The following is a 21,720-nucleotide window of genomic DNA, read 5'->3' as shown; positions in this document are numbered from 1 at the left end:
ATGATTGCATTCTTTGATTCTGGTTTGGGTGGATTGTCGGTTTGGAACACCTTTTATGAACAGATGCCTGAACAGTCTATGCTGTATTTTGCGGATCAGAAGTACATTCCTTATGGGTCTAAAACAAAAGAGGCATTAATAGAACGTGCTTATAAAATTACAGATTTTCTGATTTCTAAAGGTGCTACTATTATTGTTGTAGCTTGTAATACAGCTACTGCAGCAGTGATCAAATCACTAAGAGAAAAATATGACATACCTTTTGTAGGGATGGAACCGGCAATTAAACCTGCGGCTTTAGCCTCTAAAACAAAATCGATTGGAGTGTTGGCAACAGAAGGTACTTTTTCGGGTGAATTATTCAAACAGACCAAAGAAAAGTTTACCAAGGGGATCAATGTAATTGTACAGCCCGGCTATGGTATGGTAGAACTGGTAGAAGAGGGGATGATGGGGACTGAAAATGCCATTGCAGTGCTAAAGCCTTTGGTTGTGCCTATGTTGCAAGAGAAAGTAGATCAGATTGTATTAGGCTGTACTCACTATCCTTTCTTAAAAGAGGACATTCAGAAAATAGTAGGAGTAGAGGTCAACTTGATAGATCCAGCACCTGCTGTCGTGAAACAAATCAAGAGAGTGATGTCTGCCCCTCTTGCTGAAGCTGAACCAAAATATCATTTTTTTACCTCAAATGACAGCATTACAAACTTCCAGCTGGGCGTTGAACAACTCACAGGATATAGCGTTAAAGCCGTTTATCAAACAGCCTCTTTATAATTCAATGTAAAGTGCACGATCTATCATCTTGGTGTTTCTCTTTATTAACTACTTTTCATTTTTTCTTTATTATAAAAGCCCGAACTTTCGATAGTTAAACATACACTTATCGAAATGAAGAAATTATCAACCTACACAATTTTATTAACCCTTTTATTTCACTTTCCCTTTTCACATAGTTTAGCTCAAACACCAAAAGAAAAAGGTTTGCAGGCGATCGATGAAAACACTGTAGCGTCTACTATCACTTACCTTTCATCTGATTGGATGGAGGGGAGAGAAGCTGGCAGACCGGGCGCCTACAGAGCTGCGGAGTATTTGGCGAGCATGTTTGAATTTATGGGATTGGAGCCTGCTGGCGACGTTGTAAATGGAAAATCAACCTATTTTCAGTCCTTTGATGTGTTGGAGTATAAAGCTTCAGAGAAACAGCACTTTTCCGTGAAAAACGGTAGAGGTCAGGAGTTTACATTTGCAAATCATACAGATTTTGAAGTAAAAGCCTCTCCAAATAGTGTAAATGGAAAAGGAAATCTTATATTTGTGGGATATGGTATTCAAGTGGATTCTTTAGACTACAATGACTTCTACAAGAAAGAGCTCAAAGGAAAAATTTGGGTGAGACTTAAGGGTGTTCCCACTGAAGGGAAAATCGGCAATTCTATGAAAGATATACCGCTGAAACAGATTCATAAATTAAAAGAACAATTAGCAAGCAGATATGGTGCATTGGCAGTTATTGAAATTGAACCTGATGGAAACTTACCTCAGCATGCACACAATGTTCCTTTTAGAGATAACAGGAAATATTATGAGGGAGATAAACCATTATCTTCATTTTATGACACAAGGTTATACAGTCCTGTAACTGAAGTGAGTACAATTCCACCATTATTTATGGGGGGTGAGTATTTGATGGCCTCTCTTATTGAGCAAGGTGAAATCAATGCTTATAAAGCGTCACTCAATACAGGTAAACTGCATAAAGTGAATTTAAAGGCAACATCAGCGACTTTTAAGGCAAATAGTGATGTGGAAAGAAAAAGAGTGAGAAATGTCCTGGCCAAAATTGAAGGTACTGAACCGGATAGTTTGGTGATGATAGGAGCTCATTATGACCACTTAGGTAAACGTGAAGGCTACATTTGGAACGGTGCGGACGATAACGCATCAGGTGTTGCTGCTATTTTGGGAATTGCAAAAGCAGCAAAGGCAACGGGTGTGCAACCAAAGAAAACAATGCTTTTTGCGGCGTGGACTGCTGAAGAAAAAGGATTGCATGGGTCCAAAAATTTCCTCAGAACTTTTGAGAATAAATCAAAGATCAAAATGTATTTAAACTTTGATATGATTGGCAGAAGAGGCGACTGGCATAGTAAGGATAATCAAGTGAGTTTTATCTATAATGCTGAAAACCCTTCTACCTGGGATATCAATGCTGAAAATATAGAGAAATACAATATCAACCTTGAAATGTTTGATGGTAAAACCAAGCAAGGTGAAGCGGGTGGTTCGGATAATGTGAATTTCGATAAAGAAGGAATTCCATTTTTCTGGTATCATACAGGTGGTCATGAAGATTATCATCAGGTGTCAGATCATGCAGATAAAATCATGATGGATAAAGCGGCCGAGATTACAAAATTGAGTTATTTGACCATTTGGGATATAGCACAGTAAGATCAATTTAAAAGCTTATAAAAAGAGTCACTCCTTTCATAAATTAGGGAGTGACTCTTTTTTTGTTTAGTATGATTACAGATTGCTCGCTAGCATTTCCATTTCTTCTTCCATCTTGGCTTTCTCTTTTAAATCCTTCACTTTTTCTTTCTGAGCTTTCTTCACAGCTTTCCATTCCTTACCGCTTACTACATGTGTTTTATCCGCTTTTTTCATCGTTAATACGGCTTGTGTTGTAGGAATTGGTGCAACCGCCCAGAATAATGGATTGGCTGTAAGTGCCAGTGTCCATCCTGCTACAGCAAAGGTTTGTGATGTACGCGACTTCTTATACCTTTTGGTGTTGTAATATTCCAAAACGTGTTCGTCAATTTCTTGTATCATAAGGTTATATTCTTCAATAAAATCGACGGTCTTGTCGTAAGTGTCCAATGATTCATAGCGTACATAATCAATTTCATGAACAGGGATTTTATGATACTCTTTGTCTCTCTTATAAACTATATCGGTAGGAGTTGATTTCTTTTCTTTTAACTCTGCTTTAGTCAAAGAAATTAAATCACCATTTTTCATATGTAGATTGATGTTATCAGCTTCTGTTGGAATTGATATAGCAGAAACGATAGCTTGAGTAAGGACTGCGATTGGCATGTTGTATAAAATTTAATGCTGTAAAATTTATTATAGTAAACGAAAATGTGTGATGTGTAACAATGTCAATTAGCTCAAACATTTTACCTAAACGTTCAAAATTGACCTCATTTTTAATTTACTCTCAATTAATTAAAATGATTGATATTAAACAAATGTATTTATCCTTAATAACATACTGTAGAATATTTTAAGATTGTCGTCGTTTGAGCATATTTTGATGTAGGTTGAGCATTTTTTGAAGGCCCAAGAAAAGCCAATTTGATTCCTTTGTATTAGACGAAAAACGAGAATCAGATATGAAAAAAATTACTTCAAAAATGATTTGTGGGCTCTTGAGTATGTTCACACTTTTATCGGTAAATGTTTTTGCACAAGAACAAATACCCCAACCTATTCAAGAATTTAAAGGCAAAATCGGAAGAACTTATGCAGAGTCAGAATCCGATTACCCTCAGCCTGTAAAACCAAAGGCTGGATCGCCAAACGTGATCGTAGTAATGCTAGACGATGTTGGATTCGGTCAGAGTTCAACTTTTGGTGGTCCAGTAGAAATGGACAATTTGGATAAACTTGCTGATGAGGGTTTGACCTATACAAGATTCCATACAACTGGTATGTGTAGCCCAACTCGCGCCGCTTTATTGACTGGTAAAAACCACCACGAAGCAGGTTTCGGTGTAATTTCAGAATTATCCACTGGTTTCCCAGGCTACAATAGTATTTGGCCTGATGATGCCGCTTCCATCGCTCAGATATTGCAAGGCAACGGTTACAGCACTTCAATTTTTGGTAAATGGCACAACACCCCAACTTGGGAAGTAACAGCCAATGGACCATTTGACCGCTGGCCGACAGGTTTAGGTTTTGATTATTTCTATGGATTTAATGGTGGAGAAACAAGCCAATATGAGCCGGATTTATATAGAAATACGACGCCTGTAGATCAACCTTATTCTCCTGAAGAAGGATATCATTTAACAGAGGATTTAGCTGATGATGCCATCCGTTGGATGAAGACACAGAAATCAAACAACCCTGATCAACCGTTCTTCTTATACTTCTCTACAGGAGCGGCCCATTCTCCATTACAAGCACCTGATGAGTTTATTGAAAAGTACAAAGGAAAGTTTGATAATGGTTGGGATGCCATGAGAGAGGAAACTTTCAACCGTCAAAAAGAAATGGGAATTATTCCTGCAAATACTAAACTGACGGAGAGACCAGAGGTATTAGAAGCATGGGATTCATACACAGATGAGGAGAGAAAAGTATTAGCTCGTCAGATGGAAGTTTATGCAGGTTTCTTAGATCACACTGACCATTATGTTGGTGAAGTTTTAAAAACAGCGAAGAGTTTACCTGGAGGTGAGAATACTGTAGTGATTTATATCGTTGGTGATAATGGCCCTTCAGCGGAAGGAAGCATGACAGGTACAAGTAATGTGTATTTGGCTTACAATGGTCTTGGTGGAGAATCATTCGAAAGACAACTCAAAGATATTGACGAATGGGGGACACCTAGCACTGAGCCACATTATGCAGTTTCATGGGCATGGGCAGGTTCATCACCTTTCAAATGGATGAAGCGTGTGCCTTCTCACTTTGGTGGCACAAGAAATGGTTTGGTGATTTCATGGCCTGAAGGTATTCAAAACAAAGGTGAAAAGAGAACGCAGTTCCACCATGTATCAGACATCACACCAACAATCCTTGAAATTACAGGAATTGAGCAACCAAAAACGGTAAAAGGTTTCGAGCAATCTGAAATGTCAGGCGTAAGTATGGCTTATACTTTTAAAGAGGAACATGCGAAAGGTCAAAGAGATACACAGTACTTTGAGATTGAAGGTTCAAGAGCGATCTATCATGATGGCTGGGTAGCTTGTGCTTTCCACGGTATTCCTTGGCAGTTGAATGGTTCAAAAAACTTTGATGATGCTAAATGGGAACTTTACAATATTGAAGAAGATTTTTCTCAGTCTAAAGATTTAGCAGATCAGTATCCTGAGAAATTGGAAGAGTTGAAGGCTTTATTTGAAAGTGAAGCGGCCTCTAAGGATGTGTATCCAATGGATGACCGTTTTGTGGAAAGAATTGTAACCCCTGATCGTCCTTCGATCAATAATTCAAGAACAAAATTCACTTATTATGGTGTGACTGAAAGAGTAACCAACAGTGCTTCTCCAAGAACACCAAGTAGAAATCATGACATTGTGGTAGACTTAAACCATAAAAAATCTGATGAAGGGGTGTTGGTAACAGACGGTGGTTTTGAGGCAGGATATTCACTTTATATCAAAGACAATCGATTATACTATACTTACAATTTCTTTGATCAGAAGTATACCAATATCATTTCAGAAATTGAATTGCCTGAAGGTGATATCCAATTAAAAGCAGTTTATGATCAAGTATCAGGTCAAAGAGGCGGTGCCGCCAAAGTTACATTAATGCTTGGCGATAAAGTAATTGGATCGGGAGATATCCCAAGAACAATTCCTGTACAATACAGTGCTACATCAACTTTTGATGTGGGTAAAAATACAGGTTCTAGTCCATCAGAATTCTATCACGGAGATTTCACTTATTCTGGAGAGATTCAGTTAGTGGAAGTTACATTAAAATAATACACCATTTAGACTCTACTCATTTTGGGTAGAGTCTTTATTTCTTAATTGGTTGGGAGTGATTTTGTATTCTTTTTTGAAGGCTGTACCAAAGTGAGCCACAGATACAAAACCCAAATCAATACTGATGGCAGTGATACTTTTATCTGAATATTTAATTTGCTGATAAGCTTCCTGCAAACGGTGTTGATCAAAAAACTTCATGACTGTTGTCTGATAAACGGAAGAAAAGTCTCTTCTGAGTTTTGAAACACTCAAATGAAATTCTTTGGCAATTTCTTCTAATTTCGGCTTTCTACTGAAATCTTCTAATATATATTCTCTTACATCCAGCATGGTTTTATAATCTTCAGGATGCAGTTTGATGTCTTGAAACTGCCGTGGTCTTTGTTCTTTTAAAACTGTAAATAAGCGACCAAGGATTTCAAATAACTTCGATAGAAATATGGTTTTCTTTAATTTGTCATCTTCATTGAAAAATGATAATTCACGGATGATGGTTTCAATCTCAGGTATAAAAGGGCAGTAGATATAACTGTTGATGACTCTGTTTTTAAAATCATCAAAATCAGTATCCTCAATAAACCATGTCTTTAAAAAATCAATAGGGCATTTTATGGCAAACCATTCATACCAAATATCAGGATGGAGATGATTTTCATATAAGAAATTCACATCATAGATAAATATCCCTTTATTGACAGCCGCCTTTTGATTATTTTTTTCATCAAAAACAGCTTGGTATCCAATTCGGATCGTCAAATAGTCTTTTTTATCAGTGGCTATGCTTTCATAGGTAAGTCGTTCAGTACATTTCAGTTTTACGAGACCTACTATAATATCATTAGGGTAATTGAAATAAGTGGCTTTACAGTTGATCTTTTCATTTTCAATCACCATTGATTCTCCATTCCAATTCCCGCCATAAATATCACTGATATATTTATAGACTGATTGTGGTGTTATATCATCTCCTTCTAACTTATGCATGCTTGAATTTACAAAATTTAGAGTGGGAATAATTTTATTTTAAGTATCAAGACAGGTATTAATGATTTCTTCAGGGTAATTATTAAGCTTTAATATTTTTATGGCATTGAACCTGCTTAGCTTCCCTTTTTTCAATTTATGATCAAAATAAACATTCTCTTTTTCTACAACCTCCGCAAAATGCCAAAGTTCATAATGTGAAGCCTGCAATGCTGTCAATTCAAGATCATGGGTGGCAACAAATGTATAATGAGGACCTTTATTCAAGTAAGAAAGAATAGCATTGGCACTTTTAATTCGCTCTAACGTATTCGTTCCTTTAAACAATTCATCCATTACAAAAAGGCATGGCGTGTTAGTTTGTGAGGCATCCACAATTTTTTTGATGGATTTCACCTCTTGCAAATAGTATGAGGTTTTCTCTCTCAGGTTGTCACTTATTCTGATGCTTGTGTAAATCTTAAAATAAGGAGCATTATATTTTTCACCGAAACAAAAATCAAATGCTTGTGCAAATATTGCATTGATGGCCACTGTTCTGATAAAAGTGGTTTTGCCCGACATATTTGATCCCGTCAGCAACATTCCTTTTTTATCCAGTGAAAAAGAATTGGCAACACAATCATGAATAAGCGGGTGGGTGATGGCTTCTACATTAAAATGATTTGAAAAAGAAGGCTGGCATGTAGTAAGTTCTCCTGATTGAACATTGGCAATGGATTGAGCGGCGTCTATCATGCCAATATATTGGAATAGTTCTTCTATCGTTTCTTTATGCTTCTCTAATTTTTGAATGCACTTGTAAAATGAAATAACTTCCACGTTTAGAAAAATTTTCAATAGCTCAACATTCCAGATGACGAGCTGTGCAAGTGGGTCTTGATCATGATTTGAGGCAAAATGAATAAAGAAAGAATAAAACCTCAGCTGTTGCAGTTTATCAATTGAGATAGCCTTGATTTCAGTGTCAAAATATTTTTCTAGTTCAGGCTTTACCTTCATCATTTTGAAAAGAACGTACAAACCTTCGCTGTATTTGTCAATATTCTTTTTATTGTAATAATGCATGCCCATATTGACAATGAACAGCGGTATGAGGATAATCAGTAAAAATGGAAACCATATGGATAGAACGAGGGCTGAGATGGTAGCGAAGCTGCTTAAATAATAAAATTCATAATGAGAGGGCAACGTCAGGTGGCGGTCATGAATTAGTTTCTCTACATTATATCCTTTTGGTGATTTCAGTTCTGATAGAAGTTGTTGAATTTCAATACGTTCTTTCTTGTTTTCCTTGAAGTAACGAACAAGAGGTGTTAATTTATTTTTTTCTTGAGGTGTATCTAGCGTGAGTAATTTGAAATACAAAAACTGCTCACCAATAGAAGACATCGTTCTGTTGATAAATCGAAAAACATCATGAAGGTCAAGGTCGTGAATGGAGTTGGCAGAAATAGCTTGAAAAGCGATTGAACTGTACCTTGATTTTAGAAAATACTGTTTCGTCCTGTCAAAATTAATATACCGCCCTTCATGACTTTTGCCCCAATTCTTAACAAGTGAATGGACACGTTTTTTTCTTTCTTTCCTCAGGTAAATGTACTGAAACAGGAGGAACAGTAAGAGTAATAATGGTAAAATAAAGAGAAGTGAATTCATTAGCGTTGTATCAGTATAATCTGCTCGTCACCAGTAACCTCAGGAGTCTGCTCTCTGTTGTTTAAACGTCTTGCCATGTAAGGTACATTCTCCGCGATATAGGCTTTCATTTCACCCAAACTCACTTTTCTGTCCTGATTTGTATCAGCAGCACCTTGCAATCCTTTCAAATAATAATAGGTAAATAAAGAGTGATACTTTTCGTTATACCAAGAGGAAACTTGTTCTGAAGCCGCCGAAGTCAAGATCACCGCATTTTCATCTCTCAGTACTTTGTTTTCAGATTTGATAAAAACTGGTGATATGTTCTTCAATAGCATACCTCCTTCAGAACTACCACTAAAGCAAGCGTCCACAATTACAGTCAGTGATTTGTAAGGCACTAAACCCAAGTTCTCATAAAAAGTATCCAAAGAATAGCCGTTGAAGTGAATCAAGGAAGGATCGGTATCTACAGGAACAAAATAACCTTTATTGGTTTCAGGATTTGGTGCTCCATGCCCTGAATAATAGATGTACACATCAGAGACATTAGGCTTTACATAATTAAAAAGTTTTCCCTTTGGATTGCCTTTTATACCGAAAATAGCATTGAAATCTGCTTGAGTGGCATCTTCAACATAAATGATGTTTTCTTCCTTAAATCCTAAACCCGACTTCAAGTAAGACTTCATGATTTTAGCATCATTACGGGCAAACTTTACTTCTGGTACATCTTTATTTCTATACGCTCTGTTGCCAATCACAACAGCAACAGCATATTCGTTGACTTTGCCAAAAGCAGGAATATTCTGATCGACATCACTCAAAGGAAAATTCTCCGCTACCACTGTTTCAGTGACCTTTTTCTCTTTTACCCCTTTACTTTCTTTTGGCTTTTTACCTTTGCTGTAATCCGTCTTTTTCGCAGGGGCAATAGAAGGGATCAACATCGTAGAGAGGTCCACTTTTTGACCGCTTGATTTTGCCCAGTTGCATTGTTCGATAAACTCCTCAAAATACGTTTCAAAAAGGTTATGCGTAAATTCTTTGATATTAGAAGAGTAGCGTTTTTTAGATGTTTTTTTGAAAGACACTAACACATCAGAAGAGGCGGCGTCCCTGAAAAGCAATACTAAATCAAAATAATTTCCTTGTGAAGTTTTATGTAACTGATAGGCGACCTCCACATAAGTACTTTGCCATCCGCCCAGTAAAACATTTTTTATTTGATTATTATCCAGATAGCAGGCGTTTTCAGCTTGCAGCTTACGCATAGGTGATTTGGTGTCGATCACATTATACGCATTATATTTATAGATTTCCTCAATAGCTTGAATAGCCATTTTGGTATTGTACACATTATAGTTATCACAAAACGACTCACTTTCTTCTGTATAAGGGAAGACGATAATGGAGTTTTGAGCAAAGGCAAATACAGGCAAAAATAAAAATAATGATAGTATTGATTTCATTTAAATATATTAAATATTTGTTTTTTTGTTGTTCAATTCCGAGTTGAAGATAATGAAATTATTTTACAATAAACTTACAATATTGTAATGCTTTTGCCATTAATATATAGTAATTTTGGATAAATACTTCAACAAAAACAGACTTTTAAGGAAGTATTGAACTGTAAAAACATATATATCCAAAAAATCCTATACACCGTACTTATATGATAAACCAAGAGAAGATAACAGCACTAATCAATAGTAGTAATTATATCAGTAGAGATTTAAGCTGGCTTCAGTTCAATTATAGAGTTTTGTACCAGGCGCAAATGTCTTCGAGAACAGTTTTCGAAAGATTGAAGTTCTTAGCAATTACAGCTTCAAATCTGGATGAGTTTTTTATGATTCGTGTTGGTTCACTTTATAATTACATTGATTACGGTAAAAGAAGAACGGATTATTCAGGGTTAAGAGAAGATCAATTTAAGCAAAAACTCTTTGAGGATATACATGGGTTCTCTAGTCAGGGATCACAACTATTATTAGAGGAACTGCAACCTGAATTTGAAAATAACGGCTTCAAAATTCTGGATGTAGAAGATCTGAATGATAATGAAAAAGAGCATGTGGATACCTACTTCAATAGAATGGTTTTCCCAATGCTTACACCAATGGTATATGATACTTACCATGCTTTCCCAGTATTGCAGAACTTGCTGACGATTTTCGGTGTAGTCACTACGGACAAAAGAGAGGAGACGGGAAATAGGAGAAAGATTTCATTCGTTCAAATTCCTAAAAACCTACCTAAGTTTTTCCAAATAGAAAGAGAGGATTATTGGGTTTTTGTTCCGATTGAATCAATTATTGAAGCCCACATCACCCGCTTATTCAGAAATGTAGAAGTGGAGTCGGTTGACTTGTTTAGATTGACAAGAAATGGTGATTTCACACTGGATGAAAGTGATGATTTGGATACAGACTTTTTAAATGAATTAAAATCAAAATTAAGAACGCGTAAAACGGGCAGGGTAGTGAGAATGGAAATCACAGCCAATCCTAGTCCACTGTTGAGAGAAGTTTTGATGGAGCGTTTTGATATAGATGAAGACAATATCTTCGAATCGCCAGTGTTGCTGGATCATACAAGATATTGGCAAATTGTAGGACACAAAGCATTTGCTTACTTACAGCCGTCCTCACCTCAGTTCACTACTCCTGTGGCTATGCAAAGCTTCAAGAAAGGAGATAGCGACAATATTTTTGACCGTTTGAAAAAACAGGATATCTTCCTGCACCACCCTTACAACAGTCCTGATACAATGCTGGAATTGTTGGAAGCAGCAGCAGATGATTCAAAAGTATTGGCCATCAAAATGACTATTTACCGTTTGGCAAAAGACTCAAGGGTAACAAAAGCGTTATTGAGTGCTGTAGAAAGTGGTAAACAAGTGTCAGTACTCTTCGAAGTGAAAGCACGTTTTGATGAGGAAAACAACTTGCAGGAAGCAAAGAAATTACAAGAGGCAGGGTGTTTTGTGATTTACGGTATGTCTGCAGTGAAAACACACACCAAACTAATGCTTGTTGTTAGAAACGAAGGCAATCAAGTAAGAAGATACGCTCACTTAGGTAGTGGTAACTATAACGAATCCACAGCCAAGCTTTATACAGATATTGGCTTGCTGACTTCAAAAGAGGCTTATGGTGAAGATGTATCAGAATTTTTCAATGCCATCACAGGTCACTCTCAGCCAAAACGCTATAACCAAATTCTCACTGCACCTCGCCAAATGAGAAAAGGGTTTATTAATTTGATTGAACAAGAAGCGAAAAACGCTAAAGATGGCCTTTCATCAGGCATTGTTATCAAAGTCAACTCATTCCAAGATGATAAGATGATGGATGCACTTTATGCTGCTTCACAAGCGGGTGTAAAAATACATTTGATCGTGAGAGGTATCTGCTGTATCCGTCCAGGTCGTGAAGGATTGAGTGAAAATATCACAGTACGATCAATTGTCGGTGATTTCTTAGAACATACAAGATTATTCTATTTCCATAATAACGGAGAACCAATTGTATATGGTGGTAGTGCAGATGCAATGACAAGATCATTTGATAGAAGAATTGAATCTCAGTTTGAAATTGTAGATCCATTGTGTAAAAAAGAAGCGATCAACATTCTTGATTTCAACTTGAAAGATAATGTAAACAGCTTCGTTATGAATGAAGACGGATCTTACACTAAACAGAAAATAAAAGAAGGAGACCGTTCATTCAATGTCTTCAACGAGTTCTACAATGTAACTCAAAAAGTAGTCAATAAATCAAAAATATTTTAATGGATTATACCTATCAACAGATTCTACCCAAAATAGCCGCGTATTGTTCCTATCAAGATCGTTGTCAGCAAGAAATTGTGAACCGATTGATAAAGTGGGAATACGATGAGGAAGATATTCCAGAAGTGCTGGCGTGGCTGAAAGAAAATAAGTTTTGGGACGAAGAAAGGTATGCCGCTTCTTTTGTAAGAGGCAAATTCAGAAGTAATAAATGGGGGAGACGCAAAATTCAGATGGCTTTACATCAGAAGGGCGTCTCTCCTTCTTTAGGAAAGGAAGCACTGAAGGAAATCAATGAAGAGGAATACTATGAAGTAGCCTTGAAAATAGCCCTCAGAAAAGTAGAGAAATTGATGGACAAAGGAGAACAGAACCACCTTGTTAAAGGAAAAGCCCTTCAGCACCTAGCAGGAAAAGGTTTTGAGACAGAAGTCTGCTATAATGCGGTGGAAGATGCACTTTTTGAAGTGAAAAATAAAGAGGAAGAGGAATAATAATTTCTTCTGAAAGATAGAGGAGGTGAATTGAAAAGAAAAGTTTGATTCGCCTCCTTATTTTTTTTATCATTGGAGAGATGCTAAATACGCACTTCAGAAGATGTAACTTCTTGTTTCGTATTACAATAACCAATAAATTGTGAAAGGCTTTCGGCAATCTATTCAGCAAACTAATTTTTTAAGGATAGATGTCATTGTGTTTATTCAATATTCTCAGCCATTGAAAAATAAAAAATGCACATAAATATTCAAGAAATACGGAATGAAGAGGTTCTAAAGAGAACTGAAGACTTTGAAAAGAAAGGAGGAGTATTACACTTTCACATATTCCGAATATTTGAAAATTACGAAGGAGCCAAACCATCTGATAAATACGAGTGCCATTTAATTGTCGCTAAGCAAATAATGGAACGGATAAATTCTGATATGAATCACCATTGGAACAGGAGTGCATCAAAAGGAAACCGAAAAACTTTACCTGTATATCAAACAAATTTTGATAACAGTGGATTAGAGATTGGCTTGGAAGAATTTTTAGGACCTTTTTATGACTTTAAACTTGAAAAGCCATTTGTGAGAGGAATAAAAGGTAATGATACGATAAACTCATATTTCTATTATGATTCTGAAGAACTTACAACAAATAAAATTGATATAAATAATAGGATTAATGAATTTAACTTGAAGTATGAAACTCCGAATAGTGATTTTATTTATGCTTTTATGGAACCTCCTTTCTCTATTCAAATAGGTAAGACTATAAAAGAGCAAGGAGAATATCTCATAGAGTTTATGAACTACATCTTTTCAGATTTGAAGAAAATAGAAATTATGAAATGGAGCACAGATTATTCACCTTATTTCGATGCTGGAAAGGAATGGTGGGGAACATTCTTTTGGACTGTGTATAATCCTGAAAAAGATTGGTATATAGGAATTTGTGGTTCATCAACAGATTAAATAAAGAAAAAGCGGAGAACAATATGTATGATATTCATATCTCCGTTTTTGTCAGCACAACATGTACACTAAATGTTAGCAATAATAATATGAGCGGTATCTGGAAACATAAAGCGACTATCATTGATGGTCAAACATTTAAGCTAAAAGAGTTAAATATATGGGATTTTCAATGGGAGAATACAGGAAATTCTATTCAGGTTAAAGATCCAAAGTATGGACAATCTTATAAATTGAGTATATATAAGATTGTTAAAGAAAATATAGAAATACAATTTGCTGCAGGTGAATTTTCTAATTGTGTATGGGGTATATATATGGAAAGCTAATAGCACAGAAGTTGAAGGTTTCTAAAAACTTTGAATTGTAGTAGATATGCATGAATCTTACGAAATAAGGCTTGGACATAGAGCTGATTTTAGAGTCAGCTACAAATTTCGATCACCTGAAGATGGTGGACGAATATCTGGAACACCCTTTCAAGGAATTCAATGTGATTTTTCAATTCAAGGTGAAAATGAAAAACATCTATATATGATCTGGCCTGAGTTTGAAGATGAATCAGGGGAACTGATAACGAATAATGATAGACAGGTCCCGAATGAAGGAACTGCTAGAATGTGGGTAATCAATCCAGAAAGAAGGCCAATCATATATGAGAAAATTATGATCGGATTAAAATGTAATTTTAGAGAAGGTCCAATGTATTCTGCCGATTGTGAAGTAATTGAAATATTGGATTTGAAAATCAATCCGATAAGTAAATAAAAAACGGCTAATTACATTTTAAGATTAATCATAAGGATTTACTTTGTGATTCAAAAAAATAAAATTGTAGCTAAACCTCCAGGTCACATGTTGCACGCATAGGCTCAATAATTTAGCAGTAATGCAAACTATTTACTATTCATCAAATGAACAAACTAAAAGTAATCGGGATAACTTCAATAAACACTATTATGTTATTAGTATTTGGAGTTTATTTTATAGAATCTTATGGAATATTTATTTTTATATTTCTACCATTTTTAATGGGTTTTTTACCTTCATTTTTAATATTAAGATTAGGAGAAAAAATCAGGAAAAGAAGTTTATTTTTCTTGTCATTAAAAGTATTGGGAGTTATAATCTTAGGAATCTTAATATTCAAAATAGAAGGACTTATTTGTATTTTAATGACCTTACCTTTGATCTTAATTTGTCAATGGATTGGAGTGAGTGTTGCAATAATGGTTATTAATAAAACAACGATAAAAAGTATTAATGGTATTCTAATTATCTTAGGATTCATTTTTTGTGGTTTTGATTATGCTAATAAAAATACAAATATTAAACTAACACCAGTTACCACATCTGTTATAGTTAATGCTCCAATAGAAGATATCTGGAATGAAGTCATAGCCTTTGGAACTATACCAGAACCTACTGAATTACTTTTCAAGACAGGTATTTCTTATCCAATTAATGCTAATATTGAGGGTAATGGAGTTGGTGCTGTTAGATATTGTAATTTTACTACAGGTAGTTTTATTGAGCCTATTACTGTATGGGAAAAGCCACATAAGTTAGCATTTTCTGTAACAAGTCAACCAACACCTATGCATGAAATGAATCCATTTTGGGAAATTCAGCCTCCTCATTTAAATGGTTATTTTCTCTCTAAAAAAGGTGAATTCAATTTAGAGGCGATTGGGAAAAATAAAACAAAACTATCAGGTACAACGTGGTATACTTTAAATATCAAACCTGTCATTTATTGGGAAATTTGGACAAATTATATTTTACACAGAATACATGAACGTGTTCTAAATCATATTAAACAAAAAACCGAAAATTCAACAACTTATAGCAAAAAATAAACAGCAAGTTTCGATTGAACATCCTTGTTTGCAGTTTAGTAAAATGTTAGGTGAAATTATATGTTCAAAATATGGAAACTAAAGATGAAATAATTTTCGAATCGAGACCAAATATACTGACCTTACTCATTTCTGTATTGGGGTTGGTGTCAGTTGGGTATTTTTTATATGAAACTTTCTTACACCTTAAAGACGTTAACTTATCAAGTATTCATCCATTTTTCTTAGTACTCACAGTGGGATTTTTAGTGTTTGGACTTTCGTGTATATGGTTGATTTTTTATACGACTGCCAAGGTTAGGCTGACGAAAAATGCACTTTTACTTAACAATGGTATCAGATATAGGAAGATTATTCTTACTGATATAAATAGAATAACAAAAAAAGAAAGGGTGGAGGTAATCAAAGGGAAATTAAGATTTATACAAATAACAGAAAAAAAGGTATAAAGGTTAACTCATTAAAAATGTCAAACTACATTATTTTTCTAATTAGATTGACAGAATTATCGAAGGTCGAAATAGAAGAAGAAAAAAAGAACTTTGAAGTCGCCTAGAAAAAGAAACTACAAGTAAATAGAGACAGCGTTAAGTAAACACTCTCTAAATAAACGACAATTACGATTTACACAACTTACCAAATCTTCACCCTGTCTTCCTCTTTCCTCCACATGCCATCGTATTCATGTACGCCAAAAGCCTCATAAAAAGGAGTGAAGTTAGAGAGTGGGCCGTTTACCCTGTATTCACCGGGAGCGTGCATTTCTGTCATTAATTTCTGACGAAGTACTTCTACTCGTGTTTTCGATCTCCATAATGTACCCCATGAAAGGAAAAAACGTTGCTGAGGGGTAAAGCCATCAATTTTCGAAATATCTAGATTGCTTCCCTGAGATTGTCCCAAGGCATGATAAGCAATGGCCAAACCGCTGAGGTCAGCAATATTTTCATTTAATGTGAGATTGCCATTGATCGTGATTCCAGGAAGAGGTTCGTAATGATCAAACTGCTCAATCAGTTTCTTTGTGCGGTCTTTAAAAGCATAGTAATCTTTGGTGGTCCACCAATTCTGCACATTCCCGTTTGCATTGTATCTTCTGCCAATGTTGTCAAAACCGTGAGTGATTTCGTGGGCAATCACAGCTCCAATAGCTCCATAATTAACCGCGTCATCGGCTTGATGATGGAAGAAAGGCGGTTGTAAAATACCTGCCGTAATCACAAATTCATTATAAAGAGTATGGTAATAAGCGTTGACCGTTTGTGGTGTGATAATCCACTTTTTGGCATTGCTTCCGCTATTGAAGGCTTTGATTTTATTCTGAAAAAGCCATTCGTTAGACAGGATAATATTTTCGTAATAGGATGAGCCTAATTTTAAGGAAGCATAAGAAGGGAACTTATCAGGATAGCCTATTTTGATGGTTAAGCCTTTGAGTTTCTGTAAAGCACTTTCCTTCGTTTTACTATCCATCCATTCCACATTCTGAATATGATCTTCAGCAGTTAGAAGAATATTATCAATCATCAGTTTGATTTTTATTCTTGCTTCTTCTGGAAAATACTCATTGATATAGAGTTCGCCAACGGCAAAACCTACAGCTTTATTTGTGGCTTTTAATACTGATTTCCATCGTTCGGGCTGTTCGCGAAGTCCATCCCTTTTCTTGCCGAAATACCTGAAATCTTCCGTTACAAATTCATGAGAAAGATAAGGTGCTGCATGATGGAGTACTCTCCAAAGCAAATAGTTTTTGATTTTTGCAATACCGTTTTTGAGAATAATAGCATCGATGCTTGAAAAGTAAGTGATATTGGTGACAATTACGGTGTCTGTCTGAATACCAATCTCATTATTATACTGTTTCCACACAAAAGACTGGCAGATGTCAGTCAGTTCGGGTAATGATTTTAAGTTATAATATTTTTCGTTGGTATGGTTGCGGATAGAAATATTGTACTGTTCTGCTATGTCTTCTTCTACAGCATAGGCCGTTTTGGCAATCACAGAAGCTTCGTCTTGAGTGTAACCAAGTATATGAAACATCTGCTGAATATGATGCATATATTCTTCCTGCATTTTATTCGCATTTTCATCCTGAAGTGCATAAAAGACAGTATTATGGATGCTTATTCCAGAAAGCTCTAAGAAGAGACTTTGTTTGTTATTTCTGTAAGAATCTTGAAAGATGGTAGGTTTGAAAAATGGATGAATACCTTTGGTGTGCAATTGTGTAATTACTTTTTGCAGGTCAAAGAAATTCTCAATATCAATAATCTCTCTCAGCATTGGTCGCACAGGATCTGCTTTCAATTTCTCTATTTTAGCAGAGTCCATCCCTTCATTAAAAAATAGAAGCGCTTTAGCTGTATTGGTCTTCTCCTCATAATTGCCCTCTTTGTATGTCTTTTCAAGCAATGATTTTATTCTGATGTCATTCTTTGATCTCAAAGCGGCGTAATTTCCCCATGTGCCTCTATCGTTTGGGATGGAAGCATTGTTGAGCCAATTGCCATTGACATACTGATAGAAATTGTCTTTTGGAGAAGTGAGTGTGTCAAAATCACTTAAATCAAAAAAGTGGGAGGGATGGAACTGATCACCTTGTTCTTCTTCGCATGAGAAAAAACAAAGGATGGAAACGATAAATAAGAGAGAGAAAGTTTTTTTCATACATCTAAAAAATACAATCAGAATTGAAAATATTTTAAATGGACAAGTACTAAGCTAAGCATCGCCTTGGTGCTAAAATTCTGGAAAAGCTTTAGAGCACGTTTGGAATATATTTTTTACTAAAAGAGATGATCACACATGCTCTTATAATACCAAACTCAAGGTTTTTCTATAATACCATTCTTTAATGGCCATAGCACAGTCTCTAGCTGAGGCGAATGTATCCACGGTAATATCGCGGAGATCATTAGAAGCCTGCATTAAAAATACTCTTTTTGAAAGAATATAGGATATATATATTGTAAGGTGTTTTCCTTCAATTGCTAATTCAATAAATCCATCCAGCTTATTACCATTGGAGAACATTTTCGTAATGTCGGTCTCAATATTTTCCTGTATTAAATATTCTTCCAGCAAGAAAAGGTTTTGCTGCTGTACAATGGCGGCATTTCTGATACGCATCTGGAATTTATGAAGCGAATCATTAATGGCCGTTGCAGAGTAGGATTGCTCTAAAGTTTCTTGCTGATGTGTAAGAACATAAAGCGGTTCGTGGATATCTTCGAGGAAATCAACATTAATAGTAAGCTGATGGAACCACTGCGATTCCCACTCTAAATATAAAGGAGAAGGAATTATACCAGATACATCAAAAGTATTGTGCCATATATTATAAAAGAAGGCCTCATTCTGCACAAGTTCTAGTTTCGTTTCATTTAGCTCTTGAGCAATTTCCTGAACAGCACCCAGCTTTTGTCTTAATATGGCATTGGTAGATTTTTCTGGCTGAAATTTATCCCATTCCTGCCATGTATAATCCTCCCAGTCAAAGAAGTAAAGGTTATTTAATCTTTTCTTGTAATCAAAGACCGAACCTTCATCAAGCACATAACCAGGATAATAGAAACTCTTGTTGGTCATCTGAGCGTATTCTATTTCCAATAGCATGGTAGTGATGCCCAATGACTGCTTGCTGTATTCCGGATCAAAAAGAGCCAAGATACTACAGATGGAATTTTTGCCTAAATCCATAAATGAAATGGCGGCAATTTTATCTCCGTCAAGGATTTGAAGTTCCCATGTTTCAAAAGGAGACTCTTCATTTCCTTCTTCCAAGAAATAATTTTTTAGAGAAGTAGGGGAGTTAGGAGACTGGAAACGCCCTTTATGTTCGGCGTACATTTTTTCCTTTTCCTCTGTGATTTCAAGCGGTTGTATCTTGATTTCATAACAGCGGTTCTTACGCATCAGCTTTCTTTGGCTTTTAGAAAACTTAAAACCGTCAAGGCCTACACGTATGGGCACGATGGAGTAGACATGATTTCTAAAATAAATCATCTCATAGCGAGACATCATTGGTCCATCTCTAAACCAAGCCTCTTCTAAATACTCATCTAATGTCTCGCCTGTACAGTCTACAGGCATAAAATAATCAAAAGTCATCGTCATTTCGCCACTTCCCGTTGCTTCTACTCCCAAATAAAAAATGAAATACGTACTTTTGCATGACGAATGCAAAAAGAATCTCGTTTGAATCTTCAAAAATGAAGTAATTTTAACGAATATAAAAAATCTGAGTGAGATAATTGTGGAACTAGACAAGCAAAAAATAGGAGTTGTTGGTGGTAACCAAGGTTTGGGAAGCTGGGTTGTGAAATTTTTCAGAGCCCAAGGCATAGAAACTAGGTTTTCATCAAGAGGCAAAGAAAGTGAATTTGAGTCGAATAGACAGCTGGCAGATTGGGCGGATATTGTGATCCTTGCAGTACCGATTTCAGCCATGTCAAATGTGATGGAAGAAGTATTTCCTTCATTAGACGATAAGTATTTGGTGGATTTAACATCCGTGAAAAAATTTGTAGTGGAGAAATATTATTCTCTCAGAAAAGTTTATTCAGAGGTGTTGCCAAAGTATCTTTCTATTCACCCTATGTTTGGTCCTTCTATCAAGAGTTTTGATGGCAACGTTGTTTTGTTTAACCACGTGGACGGTGCGGAAGATTTAGAAAAAGCGTTCAAAGAGTTTTTCACACACCATAAAGGAATTGTGAAAGATGTTGAGTACATCAAGCATGACAAGCAGATGGGACTAGTGCAAGGCCTAAATCACTTCAATGTTTTTGTATCAGCCAAGACAATGGCAAGATATAACGAGGACTTTGAAGATATTAAGAGTGTTGCTTCCCCTCCTTACAGAATTTTTATCGTATTTTATACTCGATATGTCATGCAGAATCCATTGCTATACGCTGATATTCAAATGAGAAATGAATATGTATATGAAGTGGTGAGAATTTTCAGAGATGAAATGAACAAGCTGTTTGATATCATCCAAACTAGAGACAGAGATTCATTTATTGATTACATCTCAGAGATGCAAGATTTCTTCTCTCAAAACTCAGGAGACATTGAAGTGTCAAGTCACTTGATGCAAAAGTTGAGTGAGAAGCTAGAAATGTAAACAAAAATGCTTTTTCATTGTTATTTGTGTAGAATAACAGTATTTAAAGAACTTTTTATCAGAAGAAGGGAAAGGATAAAAATTTGGAGGTGAAATTCACTTCGTAAATAGATATGGAAGAATATAGTCAAGGTTTAGAATTGATTAAAGAAGGTAAGTATACCGAAGCGGTGTCTTACTTTAATGCTGTATTAAAAGAGAACGAGAAAAATATTGGTGCTTACTACCATCGTTCAGTGGCTCGTTATAAAATGAAAGCTTTCGACGGTGCATTAGGAGACATCAACAAAGCGATTAACCTTCAGCCGTTAAATGCTGACTTTTTCGCACACAGAGGTATCGTACTGCACATGCAGGGCAATAGCAAAAGAGCAATACACGATTTTGATAAAGCCATTCAGATCGAACCTCAAAATCCATTCAGATATTCAAGCCGTGCATTTGTAAAGGCACACATGAAGGATACCAAAGGTGCAATTGCTGATTATGAAAAAGCGATTGAGCTAGATCCGGAAGATGCCATTGCTCATAACAACCTTGGTTTGATTCAGGAGCAGACTGGCGCTTGGGATAAAGCACAGGAGCACTACAAAAAGTCAAATGACCTTGTAGGTTATGAAGGTATTGATCCTGAGAAAAAAGAAATCACTGAACTTCTTGAGGACTGGAAGGAAGAAAAAGCGAAGCAAGAAGAGGAACAGCGTCAGTTGATTCAGGAAAAGGCGGCCATTTCAAAAGCGCAGATGGAACAGCAGAAAGCAGTTGGCGGATTCTGGGGGATTGTAAAAAGTGTTTTTACTGATAAAGCTGTTTTTCAGGAGTTTATTGACTTCATTAAGAATGGATTCAAGCTTCCGAATCAAAATAAATAAGTACCACTGTGTACATTAAATAAAATGCGTTATTCACGCAAATTATTTGAATGAATTGAATTCAAATAAGAAATCATTTTGCTTTTTAATTAAAGATGAAAGGGGAACTTTTATTATTGGTCTGTATTCATTTATATTAAGCAAGAGTATTGTGTTACGAGATGTATAAATTGACAGTTTTACTCTCAGAATTATAACTTTCAAAACAGTAAATCAACACTCTTTCTTAG

Annotated in this window: 18 protein-coding genes; 12 read left to right on the top strand and 6 right to left on the bottom strand. The window is 35.7% G+C overall.

The annotated features are described in order from the left end of the window. On the top strand, window positions 1–777 hold the full coding sequence (gene murI, locus HHU12_RS11230; RefSeq protein ID WP_169656836.1) for a glutamate racemase: 777 nt from the start codon (window positions 1–3) through the stop codon (window positions 775–777). Between the two features lie 114 nt (window positions 778–891). Further along, window positions 892–2,457: a M20/M25/M40 family metallo-hydrolase gene (locus HHU12_RS11225; protein ID WP_169656835.1), complete on the top strand. Its 1,566-nt coding sequence runs from the start codon at window positions 892–894 to the stop codon at window positions 2,455–2,457. 75 nt (window positions 2,458–2,532) lie between these two features. On the opposite strand, the gene HHU12_RS11220 is transcribed toward HHU12_RS11225, so the two are convergent. Further along, entirely contained in the window at window positions 2,533–3,108 is a 576-nt protein-coding gene (locus HHU12_RS11220) for a hypothetical protein (protein ID WP_169656834.1), read from the bottom strand. 299 nt (window positions 3,109–3,407) lie between these two features. Between HHU12_RS11220 and HHU12_RS11215 the strand changes: the two genes are divergently transcribed. After that, entirely contained in the window at window positions 3,408–5,738 is a 2,331-nt protein-coding gene (locus HHU12_RS11215) for an arylsulfatase (RefSeq protein ID WP_205959859.1), read from the top strand. 15 nt (window positions 5,739–5,753) lie between these two features. Here the strand turns inward: HHU12_RS11215 and HHU12_RS11210 are convergent, their stop codons facing one another. From HHU12_RS11210 to HHU12_RS11200, 3 genes are read right to left on the bottom strand one after another with little or no spacing between them, the layout of a single operon-like run. After that, window positions 5,754–6,728: a helix-turn-helix domain-containing protein gene (locus tag HHU12_RS11210; RefSeq protein ID WP_169656833.1), complete on the bottom strand. Its 975-nt coding sequence runs from the start codon at window positions 6,726–6,728 to the stop codon at window positions 5,754–5,756. Window positions 6,729–6,767: 39 nt separating this feature from the next. Then, complete coding sequence (locus HHU12_RS11205; RefSeq protein WP_169656832.1) at window positions 6,768–8,387, bottom strand: MutS-related protein; 1,620 nt, start codon at window positions 8,385–8,387, stop codon at window positions 6,768–6,770. Next, entirely contained in the window at window positions 8,387–9,841 is a 1,455-nt protein-coding gene (locus tag HHU12_RS11200) for a DUF6175 family protein (RefSeq protein ID WP_169656831.1), read from the bottom strand. The genes HHU12_RS11205 and HHU12_RS11200 overlap by 1 nt, the downstream gene beginning before the upstream one ends. A gap of 206 nt (window positions 9,842–10,047) precedes the next feature. Here HHU12_RS11200 and ppk1 point away from each other — a divergent pair, with 206 nt between their 5' ends. The 7 genes from ppk1 to HHU12_RS11165 all read left to right on the top strand — a co-directional run bounded on the left by ppk1 (window position 10,048) and on the right by HHU12_RS11165 (window position 15,933). Further along, window positions 10,048–12,168 (top strand): polyphosphate kinase 1, encoded by a 2,121-nt coding sequence (gene ppk1 / locus HHU12_RS11195; RefSeq protein ID WP_169656830.1) that lies wholly within the window; start codon window positions 10,048–10,050, stop codon window positions 12,166–12,168. Continuing rightward, window positions 12,168–12,662 (top strand): regulatory protein RecX, encoded by a 495-nt coding sequence (locus tag HHU12_RS11190; RefSeq protein ID WP_169656829.1) that lies wholly within the window; start codon window positions 12,168–12,170, stop codon window positions 12,660–12,662. Before ppk1 ends, HHU12_RS11190 begins: the two co-directional genes overlap by 1 nt. A gap of 237 nt (window positions 12,663–12,899) precedes the next feature. Then, on the top strand, window positions 12,900–13,625 hold the full coding sequence (locus tag HHU12_RS11185; RefSeq protein WP_169656828.1) for a hypothetical protein: 726 nt from the start codon (window positions 12,900–12,902) through the stop codon (window positions 13,623–13,625). An 89-nt stretch (window positions 13,626–13,714) separates the two neighbouring features. Further along, the gene (locus HHU12_RS11180; RefSeq protein ID WP_169656827.1) at window positions 13,715–13,954 is read left to right on the top strand and encodes a hypothetical protein; all 240 of its coding nucleotides are present in this window, start codon (window positions 13,715–13,717) and stop codon (window positions 13,952–13,954) included. Between the two features lie 46 nt (window positions 13,955–14,000). Further along, a complete protein-coding gene (locus HHU12_RS35035) occupies window positions 14,001–14,393 on the top strand; it encodes a hypothetical protein (protein ID WP_205959858.1) in 393 nt (130 codons plus the stop codon). Between the two features lie 146 nt (window positions 14,394–14,539). Then, window positions 14,540–15,484, top strand: coding sequence for an SRPBCC family protein (locus tag HHU12_RS11170; protein ID WP_169656826.1), 945 nt, complete (start codon window positions 14,540–14,542; stop codon window positions 15,482–15,484). Window positions 15,485–15,555: 71 nt separating this feature from the next. Next, window positions 15,556–15,933 (top strand): hypothetical protein, encoded by a 378-nt coding sequence (locus HHU12_RS11165; RefSeq protein WP_169656825.1) that lies wholly within the window; start codon window positions 15,556–15,558, stop codon window positions 15,931–15,933. A 184-nt stretch (window positions 15,934–16,117) separates the two neighbouring features. On the opposite strand, the gene HHU12_RS11160 is transcribed toward HHU12_RS11165, so the two are convergent. Together HHU12_RS11160 and HHU12_RS11155 are read right to left on the bottom strand one after the other, a co-directional pair. Then, on the bottom strand, window positions 16,118–18,157 hold the full coding sequence (locus HHU12_RS11160; RefSeq protein ID WP_169656824.1) for a M13 family metallopeptidase: 2,040 nt from the start codon (window positions 18,155–18,157) through the stop codon (window positions 16,118–16,120). 144 nt (window positions 18,158–18,301) lie between these two features. Beyond that, a complete protein-coding gene (locus tag HHU12_RS11155; protein ID WP_169656823.1) occupies window positions 18,302–19,699 on the bottom strand; it encodes a hypothetical protein in 1,398 nt (465 codons plus the stop codon). Window positions 19,700–19,745: 46 nt separating this feature from the next. On the opposite strand from HHU12_RS11155, the gene HHU12_RS11150 reads away from it, so the two are divergent. Together HHU12_RS11150 and HHU12_RS11145 are read left to right on the top strand one after the other, a co-directional pair. Next, window positions 19,746–20,618, top strand: a complete 873-nt coding sequence (locus tag HHU12_RS11150) for a prephenate dehydrogenase/arogenate dehydrogenase family protein (protein WP_169656822.1) — start codon at window positions 19,746–19,748, stop codon at window positions 20,616–20,618. 113 nt (window positions 20,619–20,731) lie between these two features. Continuing rightward, entirely contained in the window at window positions 20,732–21,490 is a 759-nt protein-coding gene (locus tag HHU12_RS11145; protein ID WP_169656821.1) for a tetratricopeptide repeat protein, read from the top strand. Window positions 21,491–21,720: the final 230 nt, after the last annotated feature.

Source organism: Flammeovirga aprica JL-4 (genome assembly GCF_012844305.1).
Taxonomy (GTDB): domain Bacteria; phylum Bacteroidota; class Bacteroidia; order Cytophagales; family Flammeovirgaceae; genus Flammeovirga; species Flammeovirga aprica.
The sequence above is the reverse complement of the archived record's forward strand: the minus strand, read 5'-3'. Positions and strand labels throughout refer to the sequence as shown.